A 26,235-nucleotide genomic window follows, 5' to 3' on the forward strand; every position below is an offset into this window, starting at 1 on the left:
AGGCCCCCTCATCTGGCGGGACGGCGGGCGGCCGGCTCTCGGGGTGCTACGAGCCGGTGTGACTAGGGCCCGGAGCGGGCTCCCTTCCCGCGGCGCCCCCTGCTCGGCGGCCGATCCGCACGCGTGGCGACCGCGGCCGGCCCCGGCGCCTCAGCCCTCGCGCAGCCGCTCCTCGACGCGCTCGACCTTCGCTGCCATCTGGCCGGTCCACCCCGGGCGGATGTCGGCCTTGAGGACGAGGGCCACTCGCGGGCTGACCTCGGCCACCGCCTCACAGGCGCGCTTGACCACGGCCATGCACTCGTCCCACTCGCCCTCAAGGGTGGTGAACATCGAGGTGGTCTCGCAGGGCAGCCCCGACTCGCGGCACACACGCACGGCGCGGGCCACTGCCTGGCTGACCGATCCGTCCGGGGAGTCGGTGGTCGTGGGGGACACGGAGAAGGCAACGAGCATGACCCCACCCTAGATGAGTGATTCCCAGGGGCGGGGCACGGGCTGGGCCGGCTTGGACCGGTGGAGCGGGCCGTCGGTGTGCCGGCGCGCATCGCCCGGGGCCCACCGGTGTCCGCATCGACCGCGAGCCACCTCGAGCCGGTTGACACAACCGCACCATTCCGCGGCTGGGAGGTGCAGTGGGCCTCAGCCCCCGCGCTCGGGGTCCTGGACGACGGCGCGGCGCAGGCGCAGCTCGGGGGTGATGATCCGGTGCTCCCCGGCGCCGGCCGGGCGACCCGGGCCGGAGCGGGAGACTCGGCCGTCGACAACGAGCAGGTCCAGGACATCGCGGGCCACGAGGTCGATGCGCTGGTCGATGCTCGACAGGCCGACGGCACGCGCCACGGCCGTGTTGTCGAAGCCGACGACGGGGACCTGGGCGCCGACGACGAGGAAGGCTCCCAGGGCCAGGGAGTCTGAGGCACAGACGATGCCGTCGATGTCGCGGTGCCGGGCGAGCAGGGCGGTGGTCGCCCGCATGGCCTCCTCGACCCCGTCGGGGCAGGTGCCCACCTGCGTGGCGATCTCCTCGTCGTCGGCCAGACCGTGGGCCAGGACCGTCTGGCGCCACCCCTCCAGCCGCGAGGCGCCCTGCCCGGCGGAGTCCGGCCAGCCCAGGAAGCCGAGACGCCGCGAGCCCGAGGCGATGAGGTGCTCGGCGGCCGCCGCCGTGCCGGCGGCGCCGTCGACGTCGACCCAGGGGTGGACCGCCACGTCCTCAGCGCCCCAGGGCCGCCCGAAGGTGACACAGGGCAGGTCCTGCTCGAGCAGCCAGGCCGGCCGGGGGTCGTCGGGGTGCGTCCCGGTGAGGATGACCCCGTCGACGTCGCCGGAGGCGACGAGCTCGCGCAGGCGGTCGACCTCGGAGGCGGGGTCATGGGCGGTGTAGAGGACGATGCCGAGCCCGACCTCGGCCGCGCGGACGGTGACCTCGTGAAGGAAGACGTCGAGGATCGTCCCTGAGATCCCGCCCGGCAGCGGGGCCAGGCGCAGGGCGATGGTGTCCGAGCGCCGGGTGCGCAGGCGCCGGGCCGAGGCGTGGGCGCGGTAGCCCAGCTCGTCGACGGCGCGACGGACCCGGCGGGCGGTCGCGGGTCGGACCCGCTCGGGGCGGTTGAGGACGTTGGAGACGGTCTGGGTCGACACGCCCGCACGGCGCGCGACGTCCTGGATGGTGACCGCCCTGGGGGTCATGGCGCCTCCGGCCTGTCTGGACTGCCGCCCCGGCGGCGGCCGGCACCAGGGTAGGCCACCGCGCGGAACGGCACCAGAGTATATCGATCAAAGTCGCTCACAATCTGTGTTTGATCGTTAAAACCATGCGAGGTACGGTATCCCTCGAGTCGTCCCCGTCCCGCCCATCACCGTCGATGCCAGGAGAGCCCGCCGTGCGTCACCTCCAACCCCTCCTCCACGAGCAGGTCGTCCTCGTCAGCGCCCCGGCGCAGGTCCTCTCCAATGCAGACGGCTCCCTGGGCTCCCACGCCGTCGAAGGCGTCTACCACTCCGACATCCGGCTCCTGCGCCACCGGACCTGCACCCTGTCCGGCTCGGGGATCGAGCACCTGGCCACCACGGGGCTAACGGCCTCCTCCTGCCGCCACCTGGCCGTCGCCCGGGACCTCGACCGCGACGGTGCCGACCCCCGCACGACCCTGACGACCGAGCGCGAGGTGACCGCGAGCGCCGAGGGGGCCGTACTCACCGAGACCCTCATCGTGCAGGCCGCCTGGCCGGCTCCCGTTCACACCGTGCTGACCGTCGAGCTGGCCTCGGACCTGTCGGGCATGGACACGGTCAAGGCCGGACGCTCCGTGGAGGACCTGGCCTGGATCGTCGAGGAGGACGGGGCCCGGGTCGAGCGCGGCGCCGCCCGGGCGCTCGTCAGCGCCCCGGGGGCGCGCCTGAACGCCGAGGGGACCGTCCTGCGCCTGAGCTGGCAGGTGACCGCCGAGGCGGGCCGCCCCTTCACCGCGACCTGGACCCTGACGGGCACCGACGAGGACGCGGTCGTCCAGGCGGCCGCCGGCCTGCCGCAGCGGGTGCGGCCCACGCCGGCCGACCCCGCGGCCGCCGCCTGGAGCGCGACGGCCCTCGACGACCTCGACCACCTCCTGCTCGCCCGCCGACCGAGCCCCGACCGGCCCTTCGCCGCGGCCGGCGCGCCGTGGTTCCTCACCCTGTTCGGCCGCGACTGCCTGTGGACCGCCCGCATGCTCCTGCACGAGGGCGACCCGTGGTCCCTGGCCCTGGCCGAGGGCACCCTGCGCACCCTGGCCGACCTCCAGGGCCGGCGGCACGACCCGGAGTGCGCCGAGCAGCCCGGCAAGATCATGCACGAGCTGCGCCGGGCCACCAACGACGTCGACGGCACCGTCGTGCTGCCGCCGCTGTACTACGGCACCATCGACGCCACCGCCCTGTGGGTCCTCACCCTCGACGACGCCCACCGCGCGGGCCTGCCCCCGGAGGTCGTGCACGACCTCCTGCCGGCGCTGCGGGCGGCGCTGACCTGGCTGACCGAGCACGCCGACTCCGACTCCGACGGCTTCATCGAGTACATCGACACGACCGGGCACGGCCTGGCCAACCAGGGGTGGAAGGACTCCGGAGACTCCATCCAGCACGCCGACGGCTCACTGGCCCGCGGCCCGATCGCCCTGGTCGAGGTCCAGGGCTACGGCTACGCCGCCGCCCTGGCCGGCGCCCGCCTGCTGCGCGCACTCGGCCAGGGGCGGGCCGACACCGAGCGCGCCGCGGCCCTGGAGGCCTGGGCCGCGGGGCTCAAGGAGCGCTTCACCGATGCGTTCTGGTGCGGCGATGCCGCAACCGGCCACCCGGTCATCGCCCTGGACGCCGACAAGCGGCAGGTCGACTCCTTGACGAGCAACATCGGGCACCTCCTGGGCACGGGGATCATCGACGCCCAGCGCGCCCGGCGGGTGGCCGAGCTCCTCGTCAGCCCCGAGCTGTTCTCGGGCTACGGCCTGCGGACCCTGGCCACGACGATGGGCGGCTACTGGCCGCTCAGCTACCACGGCGGGAGCGTGTGGACCCACGACACGGCCATCGCCATCGACGGGCTTCTGCGCGAGGGCCTGACCGACCAGGCCGGCACGCTGGCCCGCGGCCTGCTCGCCGCCGCGCCCGCCTTCGGGTACCGGATGCCCGAGCTCTTCTCCGGCGCGTCGGCCGACGACGGCGCCCCGGTCCCCTACCCGGCCTCGTGCCGCCCCCAGGCCTGGGCCGCAGCGGCCAGCGCCGTCGTCGCCCGCGCGGTCTGAGCCCGCCACCTCCCCCGGCCACCACCACCTCACGCCCCTCGGCACCCACAAGGAGACAACCATGACCATCTCGCGTCGCGCCTTCGGCGCCTCCGCCCTCACCGCCGCCGTCGCGGCCGGCCTGGCCGCCTGCAGCGGGTCGGGCTTCGACTCGGAGTCCTCCTCCTCGGGCTCGGCCTCCTCCGGTCTGACCCTGCTCATCGGCTCCTCGGGCGAGGCCGAGACCACGGCCGTCAAGGACGCGGTCGCCGCCTTCACCCAGGAGACGGGCATCGAGGTCTCCGTCCAGCTCGCCACCGACCTCAACCAGGAGCTCGCCCAGGGCTTCGCCGCGGGCAAGCCCGCCGACGTCTTCTACCTCGCCCCCGACTTCCTGGCCTCCTACGCCGAGAACGGAAGCCTGTACGCCTACGGGGACCAGCTGGCCAACAAGGACGACTTCTACCCCTCGCTCGTCGCCAACCTCACCTACGGCGGCACCCTGTACGGCGCCCCCAAGGACTTCTCAACCCTCGCCCTGTTCATCAACACCGACCTGTGGGCCGCCGCGGGCCTGACCGAGGCCGACTACCCCGCCGACTGGGCCGGCCTGGAGTCGGTGGCCCAGAGCCTGACCTCCGGGGAGGTCGTGGGCCTGACCTGCTCGGGGGAGTACGCCCGGGTCGGGGCGTTCATGGCCCAGGCCGGCGGCGGCCTGACCAACGCCGAGGGCACACAGGCCACGGCGAACTCCGAGGGATCGGTGGCGGGCCTGGCCGAGGTCAAGAAGCTCCTGGAGGCCGGGACCCTCCGCTTCGCGGCCGACCTGGGCACCGGGTGGGGCGGGGAGGCCTTCGGCTCGGGCCTGGCGGCCATGACCATCGAGGGTAACTGGCTCGTGGGGGCCATGAAGGCCGACTACCCCGACGTGCCCTACACCGTCGTCGAGCTCCCGGCAGGTCCGTCCGGCCAGGGCACGATGCAGTTCACCAACGCCTACGGCATCGCCGAGGCCTCCTCGCGCAAGGAGGACGCCATCGCGCTCGTCGAGTTCCTCACGAGCACCGACCAGCAGCTGGCCTTCGCCCAGACCTTCGGCGTCATGCCCTCGATCCAGTCGGCGGCCGATCAGTGGGGGACCGACAACCCGGACATGGCCGCCTTCCTGGCCGGGGCCGAGTACGCCATCAACGTGCCGACCGCCAACGGCGCCTCCGACGTCGTGGCGGACTTCAACTCCCAGCTCGCCTCGCTGGCCACCTCCGACCCCCAGGCGATCCTGGACTCCGTCCAGGTCAATCTCGAGGCCGTGATCGCGTGAGCACTCGCCGACCCCGCTCCGCCGGCGCGTGGGCCGCGCGCGGCCCAGGTAGCAGGGGCGCGGGCCGCAGGGGCACGGGGGTCACCGGCTGGCTCTTCGTGTCCCCGGCGGTCGTCGTCCTGACGGTCTTCATGCTCCTGCCGGTGCTCATGGCCCTGTGGGTGAGCGTGTCGGACTGGAGCGGGGTCGGCTCCCCCCTGTCGGGGGAGGTGGGATTCGTGGGGGCCAGCAACTACACCGACCTCGTCGGCGGGGGTCTGGCCGAGCGCGACCTCGGCATCGCCCTGCGCAACAACCTGTGGTACGTCCTGCTCGTCGTGCCGTTGCAGACCCTCCTGGCGCTGACGCTGGCAGTCCTGGTCAACCAGCGGGTCATCGCCCGCGGGGTCTTCCGCACCGCCTTCTACTTCCCCTCCGTCACGAGCTCGGTGGCGATCACCGTGCTGTGGCTGTTCCTCTTCAGCGCCTCGGGCGCCGTCAACACGCTGCTGTCGATCATCGGGATCCACGGCCCGAACTGGTTCAACGACCCGCGCGGCATCGTGGCGAGCCTGCTGGGTCTGGTGGGGATCGACGGCTCGGACACCCTGACCGCCGAGCTGCTGGGCGTCAGCGCCTGGGAGTGGCTGTCCGGCCCGTCCTTCGCGATGACCGCCTTCATCGTCATGGCGGTCTTCACGACCTCGGGGACCTTCATGCTCATCTTCCTGTCGGCGCTGCAGTCCCTCAACCCGTCGGTCGACGAGGCCGCCATGATCGACGGGGCGGGGACATGGACCCGGTTCTGGCGGGTGACCGTCCCCCAGCTCAAGCCGACGCTGTTCACCGTCATCACCCTGGGCCTCGTGGGCTGCTGGCAGGTCTTCGACCAGATCTACACCGGCACGCAGGGCGACCCGGGCAAGACGACGCTGACACCCGCCTACCTGTCCTATGACGCCGCCTTCCTCAAGCAGGACTGGGGGCGGGGCTCGGCCATCGCCTTCGTCCTGTTCGGGATCATCGTCCTGATGACCCTGCTCCAGCGCTGGGTCCTGCGCGACCGCGACGCCTCGCGCCGTGCGGGCCGCCGCCGCACCCCGGCCCGTGTGGGGGTGGCCCGGTGAGCGCCACGACCACCCCCTCGCCCCGCCGTGGCGGGGCGCCGGGAGGGCGGCGCCGCCGGCCCCGCCCCGGCACGATCGCCCTCCACGTCGTTCTCGTCGTTCTCGCGCTGGGCTACGTCCTGCCCTTCCTCATCAACGTCGCCACCTCCTTCAAGACCGAGGCCGAGGCCACGGCCGACCCGCTCGGGCTCATCCCGCAGACCTGGTCGACGGCGGCCTACACGACGCTCTTCGGGGCATCGGACTTCCCCCTGTGGATGCGCAACTCGGTCCTCGTCACCGTCGTCGTGACCCTCGGCAGGGTCCTGTTCGACTCGATGGCCGGCTACGCCCTGGCGCGCATCCCCTTCCGGGGCCGCGGCCTCGTCTACGCCCTGCTCGTGGCGATCATGGCCGTGCCCGGGGTGGTCCTGCTCATCCCCAAGTTCCTCGTCATCAACCAGCTGGGGATGTACGACTCCTGGGCGGGCCTCATCGTGCCGCTGCTGTGCGACGCGGCGGGAATCTTCATCATGAAGGGCTTCTTCGAGTCCGTGCCGACCAGCATCGAGGAGCAGGCTCGAGTCGACGGCGCGGGCACCTGGCGGATCTTCGTCTCCATCGTCCTGCCAATGAGTGTGCCGAGCATCGTGACGATCACGATCCTGTCCTTCCAGGGCTCGTGGAACGAGCTGAGCCACTTCATCGTCGCCTCCCGCTCCCCCGAGCTCGTCACCCTCACCAAGGGGGTCGCCCAACTGAGCGCCGGCAGCCTCGGCCAGGGCAACCAGTACCCGCTCAAGCTGGGCGCGGCGCTCATCATGACGATCCCGGTGGCCCTGCTGTTCTTCGTCTTCCAGCGCCGGATCATGGACTCGACCTCCGGGTCGGTCAAGGAGTAGGCCCCGGGGCGCTCCAACGGGCCGGGGCCGGGCCGAGGCGGGGCCAGCGACACGATCCCCCGACTCACGTCACCGCCCCCGGGAACACCCCCTCGCCGAGATCGGGACATATGGCACCTCGAGATCGGTAGATATGACACGTCGGGGCGCAGGAGCTTCCCAGATGACTGATTCCAAAGGGGGTCGGCGGTTGTGTGCGGTCGGTGAGCGGCTGGTGGAGGCGCCGACGGGGCCGGCCGGTGAGACGGCGGTGGGCCTGGCGGCATGTCGCGCGGGACCTCGTCGTCGTTGGTGGGTGACTCCGGGGCTCGGTCAGTGAGTCCGGGGCTGGGTGAGTCATTCCGGGGCTCGGTGGGTGAGTCCGGGGCCGACACCCCCGGAATCACCGCAGATCCCCGCTTTGACCGACCCAGCCCCGGACCCACGCCGTCGACCCTTGGAATCAAACATCTCAGTGCCATTGAGCCAGTCTCACCAGGGTGTGAAGGTTGCAGGGCATGGATCGTTGGAGTGGTGCGGGAAGGCGGGCGTGTCGTAGGCGGGGCTCCACTGCGCCCCAGTCGAGGACCGGCGTGTGGGACCTCGCGTTCGTACCTTGTGCCTCCAGGTCGCACGATCAACCTCCGGTCTGGAGGCAAAAGGTACGAACCCGGCGGGGAACGTCCCGGCGAAGGTACGGTCCGACGACGCAAGGTACGAACCCGGCGGCCGAGCGCCTGGTGCGAACGGCTCGATGCACCGAACTCGAGGTGCCATATGTCCCGATCTCGGGGTGTCATATGTCCCGATCTCGGCGACGGAGCGGGCCCGGGCTCAAGCACCGGTCCCGGACCTGTGCGCCCAGCCCGTGCCTCCCACCCGAGCCCTTGGATCTCCTCATCTAGGCTCACCCCATGAGCCCGCACACCGACGCACGTTCCGTCGCAGCCCTGGTCAGCGTGGCAATGGATGAGGAGGCCCGGCCCTTCCTCGAGGCGCTTCCCCCGGCTCGGCGGCAGAATCCACCCGCCCTTGCCGGCGGCGCCGAGGCCTGGTCGCTCGGGCTGCCGGACCCGGCCACAGTCTCAGGCACCTCCGTGACGGCGGCCCCGCGCGAGCTGATCCTCGTGCGCACGGGCATCGGACTGGTGGCGGCGGCCAGCGCGCTGGCGACGGTCCTGGCCCGTGTGCGCCCCGGGCTCGTCGTCTCGGCGGGGACCACCGGGGGGCTGGGCCGGCAAGTGGCGGTCGGGGACGTGTGCGCCTCGACGACCCTGGCCCTGACCGACGCCGACGCGACGGCCTTCGGTTACGCCCTGGGGCAGACGCCGGGGCAGCCCGAGCGCTTCGAGGCCGATGCCGCTGCGCTTGAGCGCCTCTCGCGCCTGGGGGCCGGGGCGCTGCAGGCCGCGACGCCCTCCTCGGCACGGGCCCGCCTCCACACCGGCCTCATGCTCGCCGGCAACTCCTTCGTCACCGCCGCCAACGTCGCCGACACCCGCGAGCGCTTCCCGGCCGCGCTGAGCACGGACATGGAGTCCACGGCGCTGGCCCAGGTCTGCGCGGCCGCCGGGATCCCCTTCATCGCGGTCCGCGGGGTCTCCGACCTGTGCGGCCCCGAGGCGGGCCAGGACTTCCACATCGGTGCCGCCGAGGCCGCCGCCCGGTCGGCTGCCGTGGTCCTGGCGCTCCTGGCCGCCTCCTGAGCCGGGGGAGCCGGGGGAGCCGGGGGCGTAGTGTCGCACGTATGCCACCATCGATCCCGTCCGGCGCCGGCTCGGAGGCGACGATGACCGACGAGCAGAAGCACATCCTCTCGCTCCTGCTCATCCCCGCCTTCGCCTCGCTGCTCGCAGTGTCGTCAGTCAACGTCATCCTGCCCGTGCTGCGCGAGGACCTGGCCGCCTCGACCTCGGCGATCCAGTGGGTCGTGTCCGGCTACGCCCTCGTCTTCGGCGTCCTGCTCGTGGCCGCCGGTCGGGCGGGGGACGTCTTCGGGCGCGGGCACCTGTTCGTCGCCGGTCTCATCCTGTTCGGGCTGGGATCGCTGGGCTCGGGCCTGGCCCCGACGATCGCGGGGGTCAATGCGGCCCGCGTGCTCATGGGGGTCGGCTCGGGATTGCTCAACCCGCAGGTCTCTGGGACCATCCAGCAGTACTTCACCGGCAACACCCGCGGCCGCGCCTTCGGCATCTTCGGCGGCATCATCGGGGTGTCGGTGGCCGTGGGACCGGTCATGGCCGGTGCCTTCGTCACCCTCCTGGGCCCCTCGTGGGGGTGGAGGGCATCCTTCCTCGTCAATGTCCCCATCACACTGGTGGTCGTGTGTGCCGCCCGCCGCATCCTGCCCGAGTCCGCCTGGCACGGCACGGCCGGCCGCACCGGAGCGGACCGTCCCGCCGACCCGGGCCGCGAGCGCCCGCACCGCCGGTGGGCCGGGGTCGACCTCGACCCGGTGGGCATAGTCCTCCTGGCCGGCTCGACCCTGCTCGTCATGGCGCCCTTCGTGACGACCGGCACCTCCTCGAGACGCTGGCTCATGCTGCCCGCCGCGGGTCTGACCCTCGCCGCCTGGGCGGTGTGGGAGGCCGTGTACAAGCGGCGCGGGCGTGCGCCGATGGTCGACCTGGCCCTGTTCGCCCACCGCTCCTTCGCCAACGGCTGCCTCATCATCGCCCTGTACTTCCTGGGCTCGGCGGCGGTGTGGCTCATCATCGCCCAGTACCTGCAGGCAGGCCTGGGCGTGTCGGCCATGGCCTCGGGCTCCATCGGGATCCTGGCCGCCCTGACCAGCGCCGTCGTCGCCCCGCTCGTGGGACGCCACGTCCTGCGCGTGGGGCGTGCCATGGTCGTCGTCGGCCTGCTCGTGTCGCTGTCGGGCCTGGCCGCCACGATGCTCATCGTCCACCTCAACGCCACGGCCGGGCTGAGCCACTGGTGGATGATGGGCACGCTCAGCCTCCTGGGCCTCGGTCAGGGCCTCATCGTCTCACCCAACCAGACCCTCACCCTCGTCGAGGTGCCGCTGCGCTACGCGGGCACGGCCGGAGGAGTCGTCCAGACCGGCCAGCGCATCGGCACATCGATCGGCGTGACGGCGATCAGCTCCATCGCCTTCACCGTCTCGGCGCGCTCGGGCTGGGACCGCGCCTTCCAGCTCAGCTTCCTGGCGATCATGCTCACCGTCGTCGCGGCCCTGCTCGTCGCCGTGGTCGACATGCTCGTGGCGCGCCGGGCCGCCCCACCGCCTGCGGGACGCGGGCCGGTACGATCGGGAGGGTGACTGACGCACAGCGCACGACCACGCCCTTCGACGACGGCGCCTCCTCCACCGTCGCCCCCGACCGCGAGATCCTCACCTGGGAGCTGTTCGGCACCGCCGAGCGCGAGCTGTCGGCCCAGATCGTCGCCTCCGGCTGGTTCCCCGACCTCATCATCGCCATCGCCCGCGGCGGCCTCATCCCCGCCGGTGCCATCGGCTACGCCATCGGCGTCAAGGCCATGGGCGCCATGAACGTCGAGTTCTACACCGATATCGGCCAGACCCTCGACGAGCCGGTCATCCTGCCCCCGCTCATGGATGCCTCGGGCCTGCCGGGCAAGCGGGTCCTTGTCGTCGACGACGTGGCCGACTCGGGCAAGACCCTCAAGATGGTCATGGAGCTGCTCGGCCACCAGGGCCTCGAGCTGGGTGGGCGCACGGTGCAGGTCGACGCCCGCTCGGCGGTCATCTACCGCAAGCCCCGCTCGATCGTCGAGCCCGACTACTACTGGAGGGTGACCGACAAGTGGATCAACTTCCCCTGGTCGGTTCTGCCCGTCATCACCCCTGAGCTCCTGGCCGCCGACCGCCCCGCCCACACCCCGGCATGACCGGTGCCGACGCCCGCCCCGGCACCCAGGGCCCCGGCCTCATCCAGACCGGGCGCCGCCCGTCGGGCTCGTCAGGGTCGCCGTCAGGCCGGCCGGTGGACCGGCCGCCGGGCGGCACCCCCGCCCCCAGGCGCGCCGCCCGCCTGGGGGCGGTGACCTGTCTGGTCCTCGTGCTCCTCGCCGTCACCTGGCCGTCGGGCTCCCAGATCGCCGGCCTCAAGGACGGCCTGGGCCCCTGGTTCCTGTCGGAGCAGGACAAGGACGTCGTCCTCAACCTCGTCATGCTCGCGCCCCCGACCTTCCTGGCCACCATCGGCTGGCAGCGCGTGCCCTGGTGGGCGTGGGCGCTGGCGGGCTGCGCCCTGGGCTGCTGCGCCGAACTCGCCCAGCTCCTGGCCCCGCTGGACCGTCGCCCCTCGCTGGACAACGTCGTCCAGAACGCGGTGGGCGCCTGGGCCGGGGCGCTGGCCGCACTGGTCCTCCTGCGCCGGCCGTGGTCGGCGCGCCGCACCGGGGCGGGCGCGGGCCACTGAGCCCCCACCTGCCCCCGGGCGGGTCCGGCTCCCGGCCGCGCCCCAGGCCAGGGGCACCGGCCCACCCGGGCACGCGGCACAGACATGACACAGACATGACACGGCACGGGACTTGACCGGCGCCCCGCCCGGAGGCAGGCCGGAGGCAGGCCGGAGACACGAATCAGGCCCGGACCTGCTGAGCATGTCCGGGCCTGTGCCGTGCGTGGCCGTGTGTACGGCTGCTTGTTCCGTGCGCGGGGGGGGACTCGAACCCCCATGATCGTAAGATCACACGGACCTGAACCGTGCGCGTCTACCAATTCCGCCACTCGCGCGAGAAGCGAGGATGACGATAGCCCTCCGCACACCCCCTCGTCCAATCGATCTCCGCCACCAGATCCGTGAGACCGCTCACCTCGGGTAGCGATCCACACGATCGGCACGCCTGAGGGCCCGATCGGCCTGCCGTGCCGTTACGATGGACGTGGCCACCCCTGGTACCCGCTTCGGGCCGTCCGCCCTGAGCTCCGGTCCCGGGCGTGGCACCACCAGGCTGCTCCGGGTAACCTCCCGGAACACGCAGCCGCCGCGGTCCCCGGGGACCGCCCGACACACGGGGGAGGAAGTCCATGGGCATCCTGGACAGGTTCGAGAAGGGCGTCGAGTCCGTCACCAACCGCGCCATGACCCGCTTCTCGGACGACGTCGAGCCCATCGAGATCGCCTCGAAGCTGCGGGAGACGATGGACAAGCGGGCGGCCTCCTTCGCCCGCGACCGCTCAGTGGTCCCCAACGTCTTCAGGATCCACCTCGCCCCCTCCGACGTCGCACGGGTCGAGGCGTGGGGCAAGGACGAGATGGTCCGCCAGATGGAGGAGGTCGCCTCCGTGCACGCCGCGGAGCAGGGCTACTCCTTCGTCGGACCCATCGAGGTCTCCTTCATCGCCGACCCGGCCCTGACCGCTCCGGCCATCGAGATCGACTCCTCGACGCGCCGGGGCGCGGCCGCGCCGGCGGCGGCCGCGGCGGCCACGCCCTCCCACCCCATTCTCGACATCGACGGCCAGCGCTACCTACTTACCGGCCCGGTCACCGTCATCGGGCGCGGCTCGGACGCCGACATCATCGTCGACGACTCCGGCGTCTCCCGGCGCCACCTGGAGATCCGCCTCACACAGGGGCACACGATCGCCTCGGACATGGGCTCGACCAACGGCACCTTCGTCGAGGGCCACCGGGTCGACGCGGCCACCCTCCTGGACGGCAACACACTGACGATCGGCCGGACCAAGATCATGTTCTGGGACGGCTCGCAGGGCACCGGGGCGAACGGGTGAGCCAGCTCGCCTTCACCCTGGCACGGCTGGGCTTCCTCGTCTTGCTGTGGGTCTTCGTCCTGTTCGTCGTCCGGGCGCTGCGCACCGACATGGCCGACACCTCGGCGCCCTCCTCCCCGCGACGGCGCTCCACCCGCGACCCCGGCTCCTCCTCGTCCGGCCGCCGCCGGGGAGCCACCCGCCTCGTCATCACCGAGGGGCCCCTGGCCGGCTCCATGGTGCCACTGACCCCCACGTCCCTGATGATCGGCCGTGACCAGAACTGCACGCTGGTCCTCAACGACTCCTACGCCTCCTCGAGACACGCCCGCGTCTTCCCCAAGGACGGCACGTGGTGGCTGGAGGACCTCGAGTCGACCAACGGCACGATCCTGGCCGGACGCCCCGTCCACGGGGCCGTCGAGCTGCCGATCGGCGTGCCGGTCAAGATCGGCCAGACCACCCTGGAGCTGCGCCCATGACGACCTCCCTCCGCTACGCCGCCCGCAGTGACGTGGGCATGGTGCGCGCCTCCAACCAGGACTCCGGCTACGCCGGACCGCACCTCATGGTCCTGTGCGACGGCATGGGCGGGCCCGCCGGCGGGGACATCGCCTCGGCGGTCGCGGTGGAGCACCTCATGCCCCTGGACGCCGACTCCCACCAGGCCGGCGAGCTGCTCGGCCTCCTGCGGGACGCCGTCCAGGAGGCCCACACCTCCCTGGTCAGCCTCTCGGCCCAGGACCCCGACCTCGCAGGGCTGGGGACCACCTGCATCGCGGTCATGCGCAGCGGCAACAAGCTCGCCATGGTCCATGTCGGGGACTCGCGCGCCTATCTCCTGCGCGACGGCGAGCTCACCCAGGTCACCACCGACCACACCTTCGTCGAGTACCTCGTCGAGACCGGCCGCCTCACCCGTGAGCAGGCGCGCCGCCACCCCCAGCGCTCCGTGCTCCTGCGGGTCCTGGGCGACGCCGAGGGCGAGGTCCAGCTCGACGAGTCCATCCGCGAGGCCGTCCCCGGTGACCGCTGGCTGCTGTGCTCCGACGGCCTGAGCGGGCCGGTGTCGGCCGAGACCATCGGCGAGGTCCTCGCCGGGGTCGATGACCCCGGCCTGGCCGGGGACCAGCTGGTCGACCTGGCCCTGCGCGCCGGGGGCCCGGACAACGTGACCGCCGTCGTCTTCGATGTCGTCGACGACGACGCCCAGCCCCAGACCGACGCCCAGATCGTGGGCTCGGCAGCCAACCGCCGCAACCGTCTGACCCGGGCGGCCTCCGGGGAGTCGGCGGGCTCGCCCGACTCCCCGGTCGAGGCCCTTGCTGGCCAGACCGCCACGACCCCGGCCGCCAAGGCGGCGGCGCTCGTGGCCGCCCTCGACGAGAACGGGACGCCCCTGAGCACCGACGAGGAGGAGGCGGTGGCCGCCGAGGCCCGCCTCCAGGCCGAGCGTCGTCGGCGCATGCGCCGGCGGTCCCTGGCCTCGGTGATCATCCTCATCGTGGCCGTCGTCGGCGCGGGCTTCCTGGGCTACCACTGGACCCAGACGCAGTACTACGTCACGGTCTCGGAGGGCAAGATCGCCATCTTCCGCGGCATCCCCCAGCAGGTGGGGCCGATCAGCCTGGGCAACCTGGTCGAGACCTACGACGAGCCCGCCGTCGAGGACCTCGACGAGCGCATGCGCACGCGCCTGGCCGCCACTGTCAGCCAGCCCTCCCTCGAGGCGGCCCGGGAGTACGTCGACCGCACCGTCGTGTCCTACGCCGAGCCGACCCCCACACCGAGCCCGGCGCGCACCACCTCCCCGACCGACCCGGCGAGCGCCCCGGCCTCGCCGAGCCAGTGACGGCGGCGCCGTGAGCACCACCCACAGCGCGCCCTCGGCGACCTCCTTCCGACCCACGCCCGCCCGCAGCTCCGGGCGCTGGGCCGAGGCCGGCCTGCTCATCATCGCCCTCCTGCTCGGGCTGGGCGGTTTCGTCCTGACGGCCCTCAACCGCACCGGATCCTCCCCGGCCCAGGTGCTCCAGCTCGGCGGGGCACTCGTGGTCGTGGCCGTCGTCGTCCACCTGTGGGTGCGGCGCACCGCCCCCTGGGCCGACCCCGTGCTCCTGCCGGTGGCGGTCACCCTCAACGGCATCGGCCTGGCGATGATCTACCGCCTCGACATGTCCTACAAGATCCTGGGGCGGACCTCTGACTACGGCCCCAAGCAGGCCCTGTGGACCGGCCTGGGCGTGCTCCTGTTCTGCCTCGTGCTGCTGCTGCGCGACCATCGCCTGCTGCGCCGCTGGGACCGGTGGGCGATGTGGAGCGGGCTGGTGTTCCTCGTCCTGCCCTTTCTGCCCTTCGTGGGCAGGACGGTCAACGGGGCGCGCATCTGGGTCCGGCTGGGTCCGATGAGCCTGCAGCCCGCGGAGTTCACCAAGGTGCTCCTGGCGATCTTCTTCGCCTCTTTCCTCGTGTCCAACCGCGACAACCTCGCCCTGGCCGGCAAGCGCGTCCTGTGGATGAACCTGCCGCGCGCCCGTCACCTGGGCCCGCTGATCATCGTGTGGGTCGTGAGCATTCTCGTGCTCGTCCTCCAGCGCGACCTGGGCTCCTCAGTGCTGCTCTTCGGGCTGTTCGTCGTCACCCTGTACGTGGCCACCGACCGGATCAGCTGGCTGGTCCTGGGCGGCATGCTCTTCCTGCCGGCCGCCTGGCTCGCCGCGACCCACCTGTCCCATGTCCAGCAGCGCATCACCGGCTGGCTCGACGCCATGGACAGCTCGGTCTACAACGCCGAGTACGGCAGCTCCTTCCAGCTGGTCACCGCGCTGTTCGGCATGGCCTCGGGAGGCCTGCTCGGCTCGGGCTGGGGGGAGGGCTACCCCAACCTCGTGCCCTTCGCCAACTCCGACTTCATCTTCTCTTCCCTGGGCGAGGAACTGGGCCTGACGGGGTCCCTGGCGATCCTCATGCTCTACCTCATCCTCGTCCAGCGAGGGCTGCGCACCGCCATGACGCTGCGCGACGGCTTCGGCAAGCTTCTCGCGGTGGGGCTGTCCTTCACCATCGCCCTCCAGGTCTTCGTCGTCGTCGGGGGGGTCACCCGGCTCATCCCGCTGACGGGTCTGACCACGCCGTTCCTGGCCTACGGCGGATCCTCGCTCCTGGCCAACTGGATGATCCTGGCCCTGCTCATCCGGCTCTCCGACGCCGCCAGGCGACCGGCGTCGACGGCGCCGCGCATCATCGACACCGCCGAGCTGCCCGTCGCGCTGCGTCGCCACGTCCAGGACGCGACCACCCCCGACGAGGCCGGGGAGGATCCGCCGCCGCCCCCGCCCACCCCGGGCGCCTCACCCATCCAAGCCGCGCCGCCCACCCCGGGCGCCTCACCCGCCCGGGCCGGCGCCCCCGGCGGGACGCCGGCGCCGGCACCGCCACCCACCCCGCCCGTGGTCCCGGTCGAGCCTTCGAGGGCGCCGGTCGCGCCCGTCAGACCCGAGGAGGGCCGCGCATGAACCGGCAGATCCACCAGGTCACGGTCCTGGTCGTCATCATGATCCTCGCCCTGTCGGCGTCGGTCACCTCGGTGCAGGGCCTGGCCCGTCCGGCGCTGTGGCAGTCCTCCTCGGAGTACGGCACGCTCACCTCCGACCCGCGCAACGCCCGCACGGTCTTCGCCGAGTTCGGCTCGGACCGCGGACAGATCATGGTGGGGGACACCGCTGTCGCCGACTCGGTGCCGATCGAGGACGCCTACGCCTTCCAGCGCACCTACCCGGGCGGGGAGCTCTACGCCCCCCTGACCGGTTACTTCTCGACCTCCTCGGCATCGATGACCGGACTGGAGCTGGCGGAGAACTCCGTGCTCAGCGGCGACGACCCGTCCCTGTTCTCCAGCCGCGTCAAGGCGCTCGTGACCGGCTCGACCCAGCAGGGCGGCGCCGTCGAGCTGACGATCGACCCCGATGTCCAGCAGGCCGCCTGGAACGCCCTGGGAGGGCGGCGCGGTGCGGTCGTGGCCCTCGACCCCTCGACCGGTGCGGTTCTGGCCATGGTCTCCTCACCGTCCTTCGACCCCAACCTCCTGGCCTCCCACGACTCGGCCGCGGCCAGCCAGGCCTGGCAGACCTATGACGCCGACGCCGGCAAGCCCCTCATCAACCGGGCGATCGGCGGCGACCTGTACCCTCCGGGCTCGACCTTCAAGGTCCTGACCGTGGCCGCGGCCATGCGCGCGGGCATGGTCACGCCCGACACCCAGCTCGCGGCGCCCGACACCCTGACGCTGCCGGGCACCAACCACGCCCTGTCCAACTATGCCGGCGAGACCTGCGGCTCGGGCACGGTGACCCTGTCCTACGCCTTCGCCGAGTCCTGCAACACGCCCTTCGCCCAGCTGGCCATCGACGTCGGTGACGCGCGCCTGAGCGAGGAGGCCTCCGCCTGGGGCTTCGACACCGACCTGTCGATCCCCCTGCGGGTGACCCCCTCGGTCTACCCGTCGAACTCCTCGGCGGCCGAGACCGCCATGGCGGGCATCGGCCAGGCCTCTGTGCGCTCGACGCCGCTCATGATGGCGATGGTCGCCTCGACCATCGCCAACGGCGGCGACCAGATGCAGCCCTACCTCGTGGCCCAGACCCTGGACTCCGACCTCAATGTCGTGGCCACGACCTCTCCCTCGGTGCTGCGCACCCCCATCGACTCCTCGACCGCCGACACCCTGTCCCAGCTCATGCAGCAGGCGGTGGCCGAGGGCACGGGCACGACGGCGCAGGTCGCCGGCGTCACCGTGGCCGGCAAGACGGGCACCTCCGAGACCGGCTCCGACGAGGGCGGCCCGGTCACCTGGTTCATCGGTTTCGCCGGCACCGACATCTCCAAGCCCTCGATCGCCCTGGCGGTCGTCCTGGACGGGGGCGAGCAGACCGCCTCCACCGGCACGGGCGGCTCCGAGGCCGGGCCGATCGCAGCGAGCGTCATCGACGCGGCGGTGGACCAGTGAAACCAGAGGTCGGCCTCGACCTGCAGCACCGCTACCGGCTTGTCGAGCGCATCGCCCTGGGCGGCATGGGCGAGGTCTGGCGGGCCACCGACCTGCGCTCGGGCCGCGCCGTGGCCGCCAAGATCCTGCGCCCCGAGCTGGCTGGCGACGAGATCTTCCTGTCGCGCCTGCGCGCCGAGGCGGTCAACTCCCGCGGACTGCGCCACCCCAACCTTGCCGTCGTCCTGGACTCCGGGGAGAAGGAGGGGTCGGGCTGGATCATCATGGAGCTCGTCCAGGGCCGGGCGCTGTCCGACATCCTGGAGGACAAGGGCACGATGAAGCCCGCCGAGATCCTGCCCACCCTGGCCCAGGTCGCCCGCGCCCTCCAGGTGGTCCACGACTCCGGCGTCGTCCACCGCGACGTCAAGCCCTCCAACATCCTCATCAACCGGGAGGGCCTGGCCAAGCTGACCGACTTCGGCATCTCGACCGGCGCCAACCAGCGCCCGATGACCGCCTCCGGCATGGTCATGGGCACCGCCCAGTACCTGGCCCCCGAGCAGGCCATGGGCAACGTGGCCACGGGCGCGGGGGACCTCTACGCCCTGGGCATCATCGCCTACGAGGCACTTGTGGGGCACCGGCCCTTCACCGGGTCGACCCAGGTCGATATCGCCTTCGCCCACGTCAACGAGACCGTCCCGCCCCTGCCCGACACGGTGCCCCCGGAGGTGCGGGAGGTCGTCATGGACCTGCTGGCCAAGCGTCCGGCCGACCGCCCCCGCTCGGCGCGCGAGCTCGCCCGGCGCCTCGACCGGATCGTGGTCAACCTGCCCGCGGACTCCTGGGACCCCGACCAGGCCCCGACCTGGGCGGCCACCGGCCGCCACGCCAGCCCCACCCTGGCCGAGGTCGTCGACCCCGCCGCCCCGCCACGCGAGAGGCGGCGTCGGCAGGGCACCCAGGGCAAGCCCCGCCCCTGGACGCGCCAGCTGCCCGCCGCCCGTGCCGACGGGGAGGCCGGCTCCCGGCGCCACAGGCGCGACCCGGGACAGGCGCCCCTGGCCGGGCCGGGCGGACGCCGGCTCCTCGTCCTGGCCGCGGCGGTCATCGCCGTCATCGTCCTCATCGTCGGCGTAGGTACCCTTGCGTCAGCGCAACCGAGCGCGACCGAGCCCCCCATAGTCGCGGCCGACACCCACAGGAAGGAGGCACCGTGACCACCCAGTCACCTCAGGTCCTCGCTGGTCGTTACGAGATCCGGGACCTCATCGGTCGCGGCGGCATGGCCGAGGTCCACCTCGGCTACGACACCCGCCTGTCCCGGATCATCGCCATCAAGCTGCTGCGCTCCGACATCGCGGGTGACCCCACCTTCCAGGCCCGCTTCCGCCGGGAGGCGCAGTCGGCCGCCGCCCTCAACCACCCCTCGATCGTGGCGGTCTACGACTCGGGCGAGGAGCAGCTGGCCCAGCCCGACGGATCGGTCAAGGTCGTCCCCTTCATCGTCATGGAGTACGTCGAGGGGCACACGGTGCGCGAGCTGCTCGGCGAGGGGGACGCGGTGCCGATCCCCGAGGCCGTCGAGATCACCGCCGGGGTCCTCGACGCCCTCGAGTTCTCCCACCGCTCGGGCATCATCCACCGGGACATCAAGCCCGGAAACATCATGCTCACCTCCACCGGGGTGGTCAAGGTCATGGACTTCGGCATCGCCCGTGCCGTGGAGGACTCGGCGGCCACCGTCACCCAGACCCATGCGGTGGTCGGCACCGCCCAGTACCTGTCGCCCGAGCAGGCGCGCGGGGAGGTCGTCGATGCCCGCTCCGACCTGTACTCCACCGGCTGCCTCCTCTACGAGCTGCTCACCGGCAAGCCGCCCTTCTCCGGTGACTCGGCGGTGGCGATCGCCTACCAGCACGTGCGGGAGATCCCCAAGCCCCCCTCCTCCCTGGCCGCCGACATCCCCGAGTCCGTCGACCGGGTCGTGCTCAAGGCGCTGGCCAAGAACCGCGACGACCGCTATCAGGACGCCGCCCACATGCGCGCCGAGCTGGCCGCCGCCGCCCAGGGCATGTCGGTCTCGGCGCCCGCCCTCGAGGCCTGGCAGTCGACCTCGGTCCTGCCCAGCGCGACGACGCCGACCCCGGCCGCCACCCCCGCCCCGGCCCCGCCGGGCTCGACCTCGGCGGGGGCCGAGGAGGCCGAGCCCGCCAAGCGGCGCCGCTGGTGGGTGTGGGCCCTCATCCTGCTCATGCTCATCGGCCTGGGCATCCTCCTGGGACTCCTGGCCTCGGGCAGCCTGGGTGGCTCCGACCCCGAGCCGACGCCGACACAGACGGTGACCGCCGCCGCCGTGCCCTCCGTGTCGGGGATGACCGAGGCGGAGGCACGGGCCGCCATCGAGTCCGCCGGCCTGGTCTTCGTGCGCGGGGAGGACGTCGCCTCCGACACCGTCAGCTCCGGCCTGGCCGTGTCCTCTGAGCCCGGCGAGGGCACCTCGGCGCTCCTGGGCACCGAGGTCACCGTGCACTTCTCCTCGGGCTCGGCCATGGTCTCGGTCCCCGACGTGTCGGGCATGAGCCAGGCCGACGCCAAGGAGGCGATCGAGGCGGCCGGGCTGACGCTGGGCAGCGCGACGACCGAGGACTCGACGACGGTGACCAAGGACCACGTCATCCGCACCGACCCGGTGTCGGGCACCTCGGTGCAGCGCGGCTCGACGGTCTCCCTCGTCCTGTCCACCGGACAGGCCTCGATCCCGGACACCATCGTCGGCATGACCGAGGACGAGGCGAAGGCCGAGCTCAACGCCCTGGGCCTCAACGTCAACACCGAGCGCCAGACGACGACCGACCAGTCCCAGGACGGGCGGGTCATCTCTACCGATCCCTCCGCCGGGGCCTCGGTGTCCCAGGGCGATTCCGTGACGATCGTCGTGGGCACCTACCAGGCGGCCACCCCGACCCCGACGGCGACCACGACCTCCGTCTCCGGTGTTGTCGGCGACTCGGTGGAGGAGGCCACGGCGGAGCTGGAGGCGGCCGGGTTCAAGGTCTCAGTGGTGCCAGTCCAGGACAGTGACAAGGACCCCGGCACCGTCGTGTCGGTCTCGCCGACTCAGGCCTCGCCCGGCGAGACGATCACGCTGAATGTCGCCCAGTAGACGGGGAGACGGGGCGGCGGGAGGGCGCGACGGCTTGAGGCTGTCGCGCCCTCCCGCCGTCACCGCCCTCGATGAGGACTGTCAGACCGTGGCCTCGCCGGTCAGGTGGAAGGTCTCGTTGGCCCAGGGGAAGACGAACTCGAACAGGCCCAGGACGACCAGTGCCGTCAGGGCGAGGGCCTCGATGAGCTTGAACCACGTGGGCCCGGGCAGGTGGCGCCAGATCCAGCCGTACATCAGTTGACCCCCGGGTCGTTGAGGACAGAGGCGGGGCGGCCCTCGGCGCGGGGCATCCAGTAGGAGAAGGTGGCGTGGGTGATCCACCGGTGGTCATTGCCCCACTCGCCGGTGGTCAGGGAGTGACAGGTGGTCATCGTCAGCATCCTCTCGATCGGGGCGGCCGAGGGGTCACCGGGGACGGGGGCGATGACGTCGACGTCGGTGGGCTCGACGATCTCGTGCCCGGTGACGACGTAGACATACCACGTGTCCTTCGTGGCGATGATCACCTCATCGCCCTCCTCGAGCCGGTCGACGCGCAGGAAGGAGTTGCCGTTCGTGCGCCGGTGCCCGGCGACGGCGAAGTTGCCGAGCTCACCGACCTGCTGCGTCTCCCGGTAGTGGCCGGCGGCCGCCTGGTCGAGGACGTCATTGCCCGTGCCCTCGAGGACCGGCATGTTGTTGTTCGTCACGCCGTACCATGCCGGCACGATGAGCATGCCGATGGTCTCCCCGTATCCCACCGGTGTGAAGGCCGGAGGGTTGTCGGTGTACTTGGGCCCCTCGATCTGGGGGGAGTCGACCTGCGTCTGCTCGAAGGCGCTCGCGTGGACATCGGCCTTGGCGGTCGCGTCGATGCCCGTCCACCACAGCTGCCAGACCAGGAAGAGGGCAACGATGAGCCCGGCCGTGATGAGCAGCTCCCCGACCGAGGTGACGACGACGTCGATGCCGCGTCTGCGCCGTCGACCGCCGACTGCGTGACGGTTTGCCATCGGTCCTCCTGATCGTCACCGGTTGTGCGGGCACCAGTCTAGGGCCCGGTGCGGGCCCGCCGGATGGGGGACCATCGGCCGTGGACGGCCACCCATGCCCTAGGCTAGGCGCAGTGCACGTCAAGTCACGAGTCGGACAGCCCGGCCCGTGCCGACCATGAGGAGTCTCCCGTGGCCCTGTCCAAGAAGTCCGTCAAGCCGGCCTCGTCCGCATCCCGGCGCTCGGGCAACCCGGCGAAGGCCGCCGCGGAGAGGAAGCGCATCGAGGAGTCCCGCGCCTCGGCCAACCGCGTCTCGCGCGTGCCCCGCAAGGTCAAGGCGACCGGCTCCCCCCGCTGGTACGCCCCGAGCATGGTGGCGATCATGGTCATCGGCCTGCTGTGGGTGGTCGTCACCTACCTGTTCAAGGGCGAGTACCCGCTTCCCTACTTTGTGGAGCACCACGCCAGCGACTGGCTCGTCAACGGCAACCTCTACCTCGGTTTCGTCATCATGATGCTCGGCTTCCTGGGGCTGCTGCGCTGGAGGTGACCGGCCGGTCCTCGATGATCGATCCCAAGGGGCGCGTTGGGTGAGACGGGTCCCGGACTCCTGCCGCCCTGCCCGTGTCTCCCACCCCTGGGACTCACTCATCCAGTGTCAGACCCCGCGTTGGACCCGGTCGGGGTGTGATCCGGTCCGCAGGCCCCGGTCCAGGCCGTCCAGCGCGCTCATCGCGGACCGGTCGAGCTCGATGGACCACACCTCGGCGTTGAGGCGCGCCCTGTGGGGGTCGACGGTCTTGGGGATGACGACCAGCCCGTGCTCGATGTGCCAGCGGATGATGACCTGGGCGGGGGTGACCCCGAGATCGGCGGCCACGGCGGCGACGACCGGGTCCGCAAGGAGGCGGCCGCGCCCCAGGGGCGACCAGGACTGCGTGATGATGCCGAGCTCGGCGTGCAGCTCGCGCAGAGGAATCTGGGTGAGGTAGGGGTGGAGCTCGATCTGGTTGACCGCCGGCCGCACGCCCGTGGCGGCGATGATCGTGCGCAGGTGCTCGGCCTGGAAGTTGGACACACCGATGGCCCGCACCCGGCCCGACTCGAGGATCTCGATCATCGTGCGCCACGTGTCGACCAGGTCGATGCCCGGGGAGTCCGCCAGCGGCCAGTGGATGAGGAACAGGTCGAGCACCTCGAGGCCCAAGGCCTCCATCGAGGTCTCGAAACTGCGCAGGGCGTCGTCACGCCGGTGGTTGGGGTTGTCGAGCTTCGAGGTGATCCACAGCTGCTCCCGGGGGATGCCGCTGGCCCTCAGGGCGCGCCCGACTCCGGCCTCGTTGCCGTACATCTGAGCGGTGTCGATGTGCCGGTAGCCGACCTCGAGAGCCTGGCCGACGGCCCGCTCCACCTCGTCATCGCCGATCTTGTAGGTCCCGAATCCGAGCTGCGGGATCGACACGAGGCCGGCGGTTGACGTGCCGTGGGTGATGCGCAGCGCGGGCCAGGGGTGCGGGCTCATGTCCTCAGCCTAAAGGACCGATTCCACGGGGTGGGGCACACGGGCCGGCAACACCGGCCAGCAACATGACCCCGGACCCACTGCCTCGCCGAGATCGGGACATATGACACCCCGAGATCGGTACATACGACACATATGACACGGCGGGGCGCAGAGCCGACCCCGGGGCGCGGCCCGGCAGGCGGTCATGCCGACGGCACCCCGCTCCTGTCCGTGCGGAAGCGGGGTCGCCGACGGGTGTGGCGGCGCGGCGAGGACCGCGCCGCCGTGGCTCACTGAGCGGCGGGGGGCTCGGGGGCGGGGGGGACCCCGTCGACTCCTCGGGGGCGGGGGCCTCCGAGGACTCCTCGGGGGTGTCGGCCCAGTACTCCTCGGCCCACGGGTCCTCCACGGGCTGGCTGCGGCGCCACACGACGTAGGCGGCACCGGCGGCGGCGCCGGCCAGCGTGAGCCAGCCGAGGGTCTTGAGGACGGTGTGCTTCTTCTTCACGGGTACCTCCGGGATCTCGAGCGCCGCGTTCCTCGCGGCGACGGCGATGCGCTGGGCGCGCTCGGTCAGCGTGCCCTCGGTGGTGGCAGCGGCCTGGGCGGCGACGGCGGCGCGCTGCGCGGCGGGGACATAGTCCTCCACGACTCGGCTGCGCGCCTCGTCGACGACCGGCTGAGCGCGCAGCTGGGCCTCCCGGGCCGCCTTGGCGACCTCCTCGCGGGCCCGTACGACACGTGGAGCAGCCCAGTTCGCGGCGCGCTCGGCGCGCACGACGAGGCTGTCGGCGAGGGCTGCGGCCTCGTCGCGGAGCTGCTCCGCGGGAATCGTCTTCTCAAGGGTCTTACAGGACACCATGGCTGTCTCCCTGCTCAGGACGGTGCGTGTGCTTGGGTGCAATGGTCGCACCCCCGACACGATCCCACACACTTGGCGCCGTGCCGTTTTGCCTGGGGTGAACACGGTCGCGCGCCTGAGCGCGTCGCCGACCATTGGCCGATGACGTGCAACGATGACGCCTATGGAAGCCACACTGCACACCACCCTCGGCGACATTCGACTCGAGCTCTACCCCGACCAGGCCCCCGTGACCGTCTCGAACTTCGTGGACCTGGCCACCGGCGCCAAGACCTGGACGGACCCGCGCACGGGTGAGGAGTCCACCGCCCCTCTCTACGACGGCGTCGTCTTCCACCGTGTCATCCCCGGCTTCATGATCCAGGGCGGCGACCCGCTGGGCACCGGCACCGGCGGCCCGGGCTACCAGTTCGACGACGAGATCGACCCGTCCCTGACCTTCACCTCCCCGTACGTCCTGGCCATGGCCAACGCCGGGCGCCGTCTGGGCAAGGGCACGAACGGCTCCCAGTTCTTCATCACGACCTCGCCCACCGAGTGGCTCCAGGGCAAGCACACGATCTTCGGGGCGGTCGCCGACGAGGCCTCGCGCAAGGTCGTCGATGCCATCTCGGCGGTGTCGACCGACCCCCGCGACCGCCCGCTGGAGGATGTCGTCATCACGTCGGTGTCCGTCACGCCCTGAGCCCGGTGCGCCACGCGCGCACGGCCGTCCACCGACGACGGCGGGACACAATGACGCCGTCGGCCGACACGGACCGGCGGCGTCGCCGTCCCGAGAGGAGACCGACATGACCGAGCAGAACGGTTCCGAGCTCCCGGTGTGCCCGCGGCACCCGGAGCGGGTGGCCTACGTGCGCTGCCAACGCTGCTCGCGCCCGACCTGCCCGTCCTGCCAGGTGCCCAGCGCCGTGGGGGTGCACTGCGTCGACTGTGCGGCCTCCGCCCGCGCCCAGCGCCGCGGGGTGCGCACCGTCCTGGGGGGCACGGTCGTCAACGACGCGCTCGTCACCAAGATCCTCGTCGGCGTCTGCGTGGTGTCCTATGTCGTACAGCTCGCGATGCCGGGCCTGGCCGGCAACTTCCACTTCGTGCCGGCGCTGGCGGTCGCCCAGCCCTGGCGCTTCCTGACCACGGCACTGCTCCACGGCTCCCTCATGCACCTGGCTTTCAACATGTGGGCGCTGTGGGTGCTGGGCCACTCCCTGGAGCAGGTGCTGGGCCGGTGGCGCTTCGCCGCTCTGACCGCACTGAGCGCGGTCGGGGGATCGGTGGCGATCTACTGGCTGGCCTCCCCGGCCTCGCCCACCGCGTGGTACGGCGGCACCGTGGGCGCCTCCGGGGCGGTCTTCGGGCTGTTCGCCGCCCTGTTCATCATTGAGCGCCGTCTCGGCCGGGACACCTCGGCGATCGTCGGGCTGGTCGCGGTCAACGTCGTCGTGTCCTTCATCGGCGCCAACATCTCCTGGCAGGGCCACCTCGGGGGACTGCTGACCGGCGGGCTCCTCGCCGCGGTCTACGCCTGGGCCCCCCGCCCACGCCGCACCCTGTACGGCGTCGGCGGCACCGTGGCCGTCGGCGCCGTGCTGCTGGCCCTCATCGCCGTGCGCGCCGCCCTCCTCTGAGGCGCTCGGGCACCCCAAGCCCGTCGGGGCCAAGGACCGGCCATGGAGGGGCGACCCGTGGGTCGCCGATCCATGGCCGGTCTGGTGCGCCTCCGGGGGCGCAGGAGCGTGCCGCCCCACAGCCTCGAACACTTATCCACAGGGTTGTCCCCGCTTGTGGAAGCTGGGGAAGCACAGTGGTGTCATTCCTCCACAGCTGTGCACACACCTGTGGAACAACACCTCTGTCATTCTCCACAGGCCAGTCCACAGGTGGGGACAATCGGCGCGAGAAGCCACATCCTTACCCACAGCTGGGGACACACATGATGGGGACGCCGACCTCCACTGCCTGTGCATGCCCAGGGCGGGCGGCCTGTGGGT

Annotated in this window: 23 protein-coding genes, 1 tRNA gene and 1 pseudogene; 18 read left to right on the forward strand and 7 right to left on the reverse strand. The window is 72.0% G+C overall.

Features of this window, described 5'->3' with window-relative positions; all coding sequences use genetic code 11:
• Positions 1-150: 150 nt before the first annotated feature.
• Together Q4C85_RS03175 and Q4C85_RS03180 are read right to left on the reverse strand one after the other, a co-directional pair.
• Positions 151-456, reverse strand: a complete 306-nt coding sequence (locus tag Q4C85_RS03175; protein ID WP_303139468.1) for an MTH1187 family thiamine-binding protein — start codon at positions 454-456, stop codon at positions 151-153.
• Between the two features lie 186 nt (positions 457-642).
• Entirely contained in the window at positions 643-1,692 is a 1,050-nt protein-coding gene (locus tag Q4C85_RS03180) for a LacI family DNA-binding transcriptional regulator (protein WP_303139470.1), read from the reverse strand.
• Positions 1,693-1,886: 194 nt separating this feature from the next.
• Here Q4C85_RS03180 and Q4C85_RS03185 point away from each other — a divergent pair, with 194 nt between their 5' ends.
• The 8 genes from Q4C85_RS03185 to Q4C85_RS03220 all read left to right on the forward strand — a co-directional run bounded on the left by Q4C85_RS03185 (position 1,887) and on the right by Q4C85_RS03220 (position 11,454).
• Positions 1,887-3,782: a glycogen debranching N-terminal domain-containing protein gene (locus tag Q4C85_RS03185; protein ID WP_303139471.1), complete on the forward strand. Its 1,896-nt coding sequence runs from the start codon at positions 1,887-1,889 to the stop codon at positions 3,780-3,782.
• Positions 3,783-3,843: 61 nt separating this feature from the next.
• Positions 3,844-5,082: an extracellular solute-binding protein gene (locus Q4C85_RS03190; protein ID WP_303139473.1), complete on the forward strand. Its 1,239-nt coding sequence runs from the start codon at positions 3,844-3,846 to the stop codon at positions 5,080-5,082.
• Complete coding sequence (locus Q4C85_RS03195) at positions 5,079-6,188, forward strand: carbohydrate ABC transporter permease (protein WP_303139475.1); 1,110 nt, start codon at positions 5,079-5,081, stop codon at positions 6,186-6,188. The genes Q4C85_RS03190 and Q4C85_RS03195 overlap by 4 nt, the downstream gene beginning before the upstream one ends.
• Entirely contained in the window at positions 6,185-7,069 is an 885-nt protein-coding gene (locus tag Q4C85_RS03200; RefSeq protein ID WP_303139478.1) for a carbohydrate ABC transporter permease, read from the forward strand. Before Q4C85_RS03195 ends, Q4C85_RS03200 begins: the two co-directional genes overlap by 4 nt.
• Before the next feature lie 893 nt (positions 7,070-7,962).
• Positions 7,963-8,754: a 5'-methylthioadenosine/S-adenosylhomocysteine nucleosidase gene (gene mtnN / locus Q4C85_RS03205; protein ID WP_303139480.1), complete on the forward strand. Its 792-nt coding sequence runs from the start codon at positions 7,963-7,965 to the stop codon at positions 8,752-8,754.
• Between the two features lie 41 nt (positions 8,755-8,795).
• Complete coding sequence (locus Q4C85_RS03210; protein WP_303139482.1) at positions 8,796-10,331, forward strand: MFS transporter; 1,536 nt, start codon at positions 8,796-8,798, stop codon at positions 10,329-10,331.
• Complete coding sequence (locus Q4C85_RS03215; RefSeq protein WP_303139484.1) at positions 10,328-10,921, forward strand: phosphoribosyltransferase; 594 nt, start codon at positions 10,328-10,330, stop codon at positions 10,919-10,921. The genes Q4C85_RS03210 and Q4C85_RS03215 overlap by 4 nt, the downstream gene beginning before the upstream one ends.
• Positions 10,918-11,454 (forward strand): VanZ family protein, encoded by a 537-nt coding sequence (locus Q4C85_RS03220; RefSeq protein ID WP_303139486.1) that lies wholly within the window; start codon positions 10,918-10,920, stop codon positions 11,452-11,454. The genes Q4C85_RS03215 and Q4C85_RS03220 overlap by 4 nt, the downstream gene beginning before the upstream one ends.
• A 233-nt stretch (positions 11,455-11,687) precedes the next feature.
• Here the strand turns inward: Q4C85_RS03220 and Q4C85_RS03225 are convergent.
• A tRNA-Leu gene (locus Q4C85_RS03225) sits at positions 11,688-11,771 on the reverse strand.
• Positions 11,772-12,065: 294 nt separating this feature from the next.
• Here Q4C85_RS03225 and Q4C85_RS03230 point away from each other — a divergent pair.
• Genes Q4C85_RS03230 through pknB form a run of 7 tightly spaced genes read left to right on the forward strand, consistent with a single transcriptional unit; the run spans position 12,066 to position 20,905 of the window.
• Entirely contained in the window at positions 12,066-12,773 is a 708-nt protein-coding gene (locus tag Q4C85_RS03230) for a DUF3662 and FHA domain-containing protein (protein WP_303139488.1), read from the forward strand.
• Complete coding sequence (locus Q4C85_RS03235) at positions 12,770-13,234, forward strand: FHA domain-containing protein (protein WP_303139491.1); 465 nt, start codon at positions 12,770-12,772, stop codon at positions 13,232-13,234. Before Q4C85_RS03230 ends, Q4C85_RS03235 begins: the two co-directional genes overlap by 4 nt.
• A complete protein-coding gene (locus Q4C85_RS03240) occupies positions 13,231-14,604 on the forward strand; it encodes a PP2C family serine/threonine-protein phosphatase (protein WP_303139493.1) in 1,374 nt (457 codons plus the stop codon). Before Q4C85_RS03235 ends, Q4C85_RS03240 begins: the two co-directional genes overlap by 4 nt.
• Before the next feature lie 10 nt (positions 14,605-14,614).
• Positions 14,615-16,267, forward strand: coding sequence for an FtsW/RodA/SpoVE family cell cycle protein (locus Q4C85_RS03245; RefSeq protein ID WP_303139495.1), 1,653 nt, complete (start codon positions 14,615-14,617; stop codon positions 16,265-16,267).
• Positions 16,264-17,757 (forward strand): penicillin-binding protein 2, encoded by a 1,494-nt coding sequence (locus tag Q4C85_RS03250; protein ID WP_303139497.1) that lies wholly within the window; start codon positions 16,264-16,266, stop codon positions 17,755-17,757. Before Q4C85_RS03245 ends, Q4C85_RS03250 begins: the two co-directional genes overlap by 4 nt.
• Positions 17,754-18,959 carry a serine/threonine-protein kinase gene (locus Q4C85_RS03255; protein ID WP_303139499.1) on the forward strand — a complete coding sequence of 402 codons (1,206 nt, stop codon included), beginning with the start codon at positions 17,754-17,756 and terminating at the stop codon, positions 18,957-18,959. Before Q4C85_RS03250 ends, Q4C85_RS03255 begins: the two co-directional genes overlap by 4 nt.
• Positions 18,956-20,905, forward strand: a complete 1,950-nt coding sequence (pknB, locus tag Q4C85_RS03260; protein WP_303139501.1) for a Stk1 family PASTA domain-containing Ser/Thr kinase — start codon at positions 18,956-18,958, stop codon at positions 20,903-20,905. Before Q4C85_RS03255 ends, pknB begins: the two co-directional genes overlap by 4 nt.
• 81 nt (positions 20,906-20,986) lie before the next feature.
• Here pknB and Q4C85_RS03265 read toward each other — a convergent pair whose 3' ends face one another.
• Together Q4C85_RS03265 and Q4C85_RS03270 are read right to left on the reverse strand one after the other, a co-directional pair.
• On the reverse strand, positions 20,987-21,142 hold the full coding sequence (locus Q4C85_RS03265) for a hypothetical protein (protein WP_303139503.1): 156 nt from the start codon (positions 21,140-21,142) through the stop codon (positions 20,987-20,989).
• Complete coding sequence (locus Q4C85_RS03270; RefSeq protein ID WP_303139505.1) at positions 21,142-21,900, reverse strand: class E sortase; 759 nt, start codon at positions 21,898-21,900, stop codon at positions 21,142-21,144. The genes Q4C85_RS03265 and Q4C85_RS03270 overlap by 1 nt, the downstream gene beginning before the upstream one ends.
• Before the next feature lie 171 nt (positions 21,901-22,071).
• Between Q4C85_RS03270 and Q4C85_RS03275 the strand changes: the two genes are divergently transcribed.
• Complete coding sequence (locus tag Q4C85_RS03275) at positions 22,072-22,431, forward strand: cell division protein CrgA (protein WP_303139507.1); 360 nt, start codon at positions 22,072-22,074, stop codon at positions 22,429-22,431.
• 108 nt (positions 22,432-22,539) lie between these two features.
• On the opposite strand, the gene Q4C85_RS03280 is transcribed toward Q4C85_RS03275, so the two are convergent.
• Both Q4C85_RS03280 and Q4C85_RS03285 read right to left on the reverse strand, forming a co-directional pair.
• Entirely contained in the window at positions 22,540-23,403 is an 864-nt protein-coding gene (locus tag Q4C85_RS03280; RefSeq protein ID WP_303139509.1) for an aldo/keto reductase, read from the reverse strand.
• A gap of 313 nt (positions 23,404-23,716) precedes the next feature.
• A pseudogene (locus Q4C85_RS03285) lies at positions 23,717-24,247 on the reverse strand (hypothetical protein); the annotation flags it as partial.
• Positions 24,248-24,410: 163 nt separating this feature from the next.
• Between Q4C85_RS03285 and Q4C85_RS03290 the strand changes: the two are divergent.
• Both Q4C85_RS03290 and Q4C85_RS03295 read left to right on the forward strand, forming a co-directional pair.
• Entirely contained in the window at positions 24,411-24,932 is a 522-nt protein-coding gene (locus tag Q4C85_RS03290; RefSeq protein WP_303139511.1) for a peptidylprolyl isomerase, read from the forward strand.
• Positions 24,933-25,038: 106 nt separating this feature from the next.
• Positions 25,039-25,872 (forward strand): rhomboid family intramembrane serine protease, encoded by an 834-nt coding sequence (locus Q4C85_RS03295; RefSeq protein ID WP_303139513.1) that lies wholly within the window; start codon positions 25,039-25,041, stop codon positions 25,870-25,872.
• The last annotated feature ends 363 nt before the right edge of the window (positions 25,873-26,235 follow it).

Source organism: Actinomyces sp. (genome assembly GCF_030524025.1).
In the GTDB taxonomy this organism is placed as follows: Bacteria; Actinomycetota; Actinomycetes; order Actinomycetales; family Actinomycetaceae; genus Actinomyces.

What these genes read in the sequence shown, in the direction of transcription:
- Q4C85_RS03175 (WP_303139468.1), bottom strand. Translation starts at nt 456, where the DNA reads ATGCTCGTTGCCTTCTCCGTGTCCCCCACGACCACCGACTCCCCGGAC.
- Q4C85_RS03180 (WP_303139470.1), bottom strand. Translation starts at nt 1,692, where the DNA reads ATGACCCCCAGGGCGGTCACCATCCAGGACGTCGCGCGCCGTGCGGGC.
- Q4C85_RS03190 (WP_303139473.1), top strand. Translation starts at nt 3,844, where the DNA reads ATGACCATCTCGCGTCGCGCCTTCGGCGCCTCCGCCCTCACCGCCGCC.
- mtnN (WP_303139480.1), top strand. Translation starts at nt 7,963, where the DNA reads ATGAGCCCGCACACCGACGCACGTTCCGTCGCAGCCCTGGTCAGCGTG.
- Q4C85_RS03210 (WP_303139482.1), top strand. Translation starts at nt 8,796, where the DNA reads ATGCCACCATCGATCCCGTCCGGCGCCGGCTCGGAGGCGACGATGACC.
- Q4C85_RS03220 (WP_303139486.1), top strand. Translation starts at nt 10,918, where the DNA reads ATGACCGGTGCCGACGCCCGCCCCGGCACCCAGGGCCCCGGCCTCATC.
- Q4C85_RS03230 (WP_303139488.1), top strand. Translation starts at nt 12,066, where the DNA reads ATGGGCATCCTGGACAGGTTCGAGAAGGGCGTCGAGTCCGTCACCAAC.
- Q4C85_RS03240 (WP_303139493.1), top strand. Translation starts at nt 13,231, where the DNA reads ATGACGACCTCCCTCCGCTACGCCGCCCGCAGTGACGTGGGCATGGTG.
- Q4C85_RS03250 (WP_303139497.1), top strand. Translation starts at nt 16,264, where the DNA reads ATGAACCGGCAGATCCACCAGGTCACGGTCCTGGTCGTCATCATGATC.
- Q4C85_RS03265 (WP_303139503.1), bottom strand. Translation starts at nt 21,142, where the DNA reads ATGTACGGCTGGATCTGGCGCCACCTGCCCGGGCCCACGTGGTTCAAG.
- Q4C85_RS03270 (WP_303139505.1), bottom strand. Translation starts at nt 21,900, where the DNA reads ATGGCAAACCGTCACGCAGTCGGCGGTCGACGGCGCAGACGCGGCATC.
- Q4C85_RS03280 (WP_303139509.1), bottom strand. Translation starts at nt 23,403, where the DNA reads ATGAGCCCGCACCCCTGGCCCGCGCTGCGCATCACCCACGGCACGTCA.
- Q4C85_RS03290 (WP_303139511.1), top strand. Translation starts at nt 24,411, where the DNA reads ATGGAAGCCACACTGCACACCACCCTCGGCGACATTCGACTCGAGCTC.
- Q4C85_RS03295 (WP_303139513.1), top strand. Translation starts at nt 25,039, where the DNA reads ATGACCGAGCAGAACGGTTCCGAGCTCCCGGTGTGCCCGCGGCACCCG.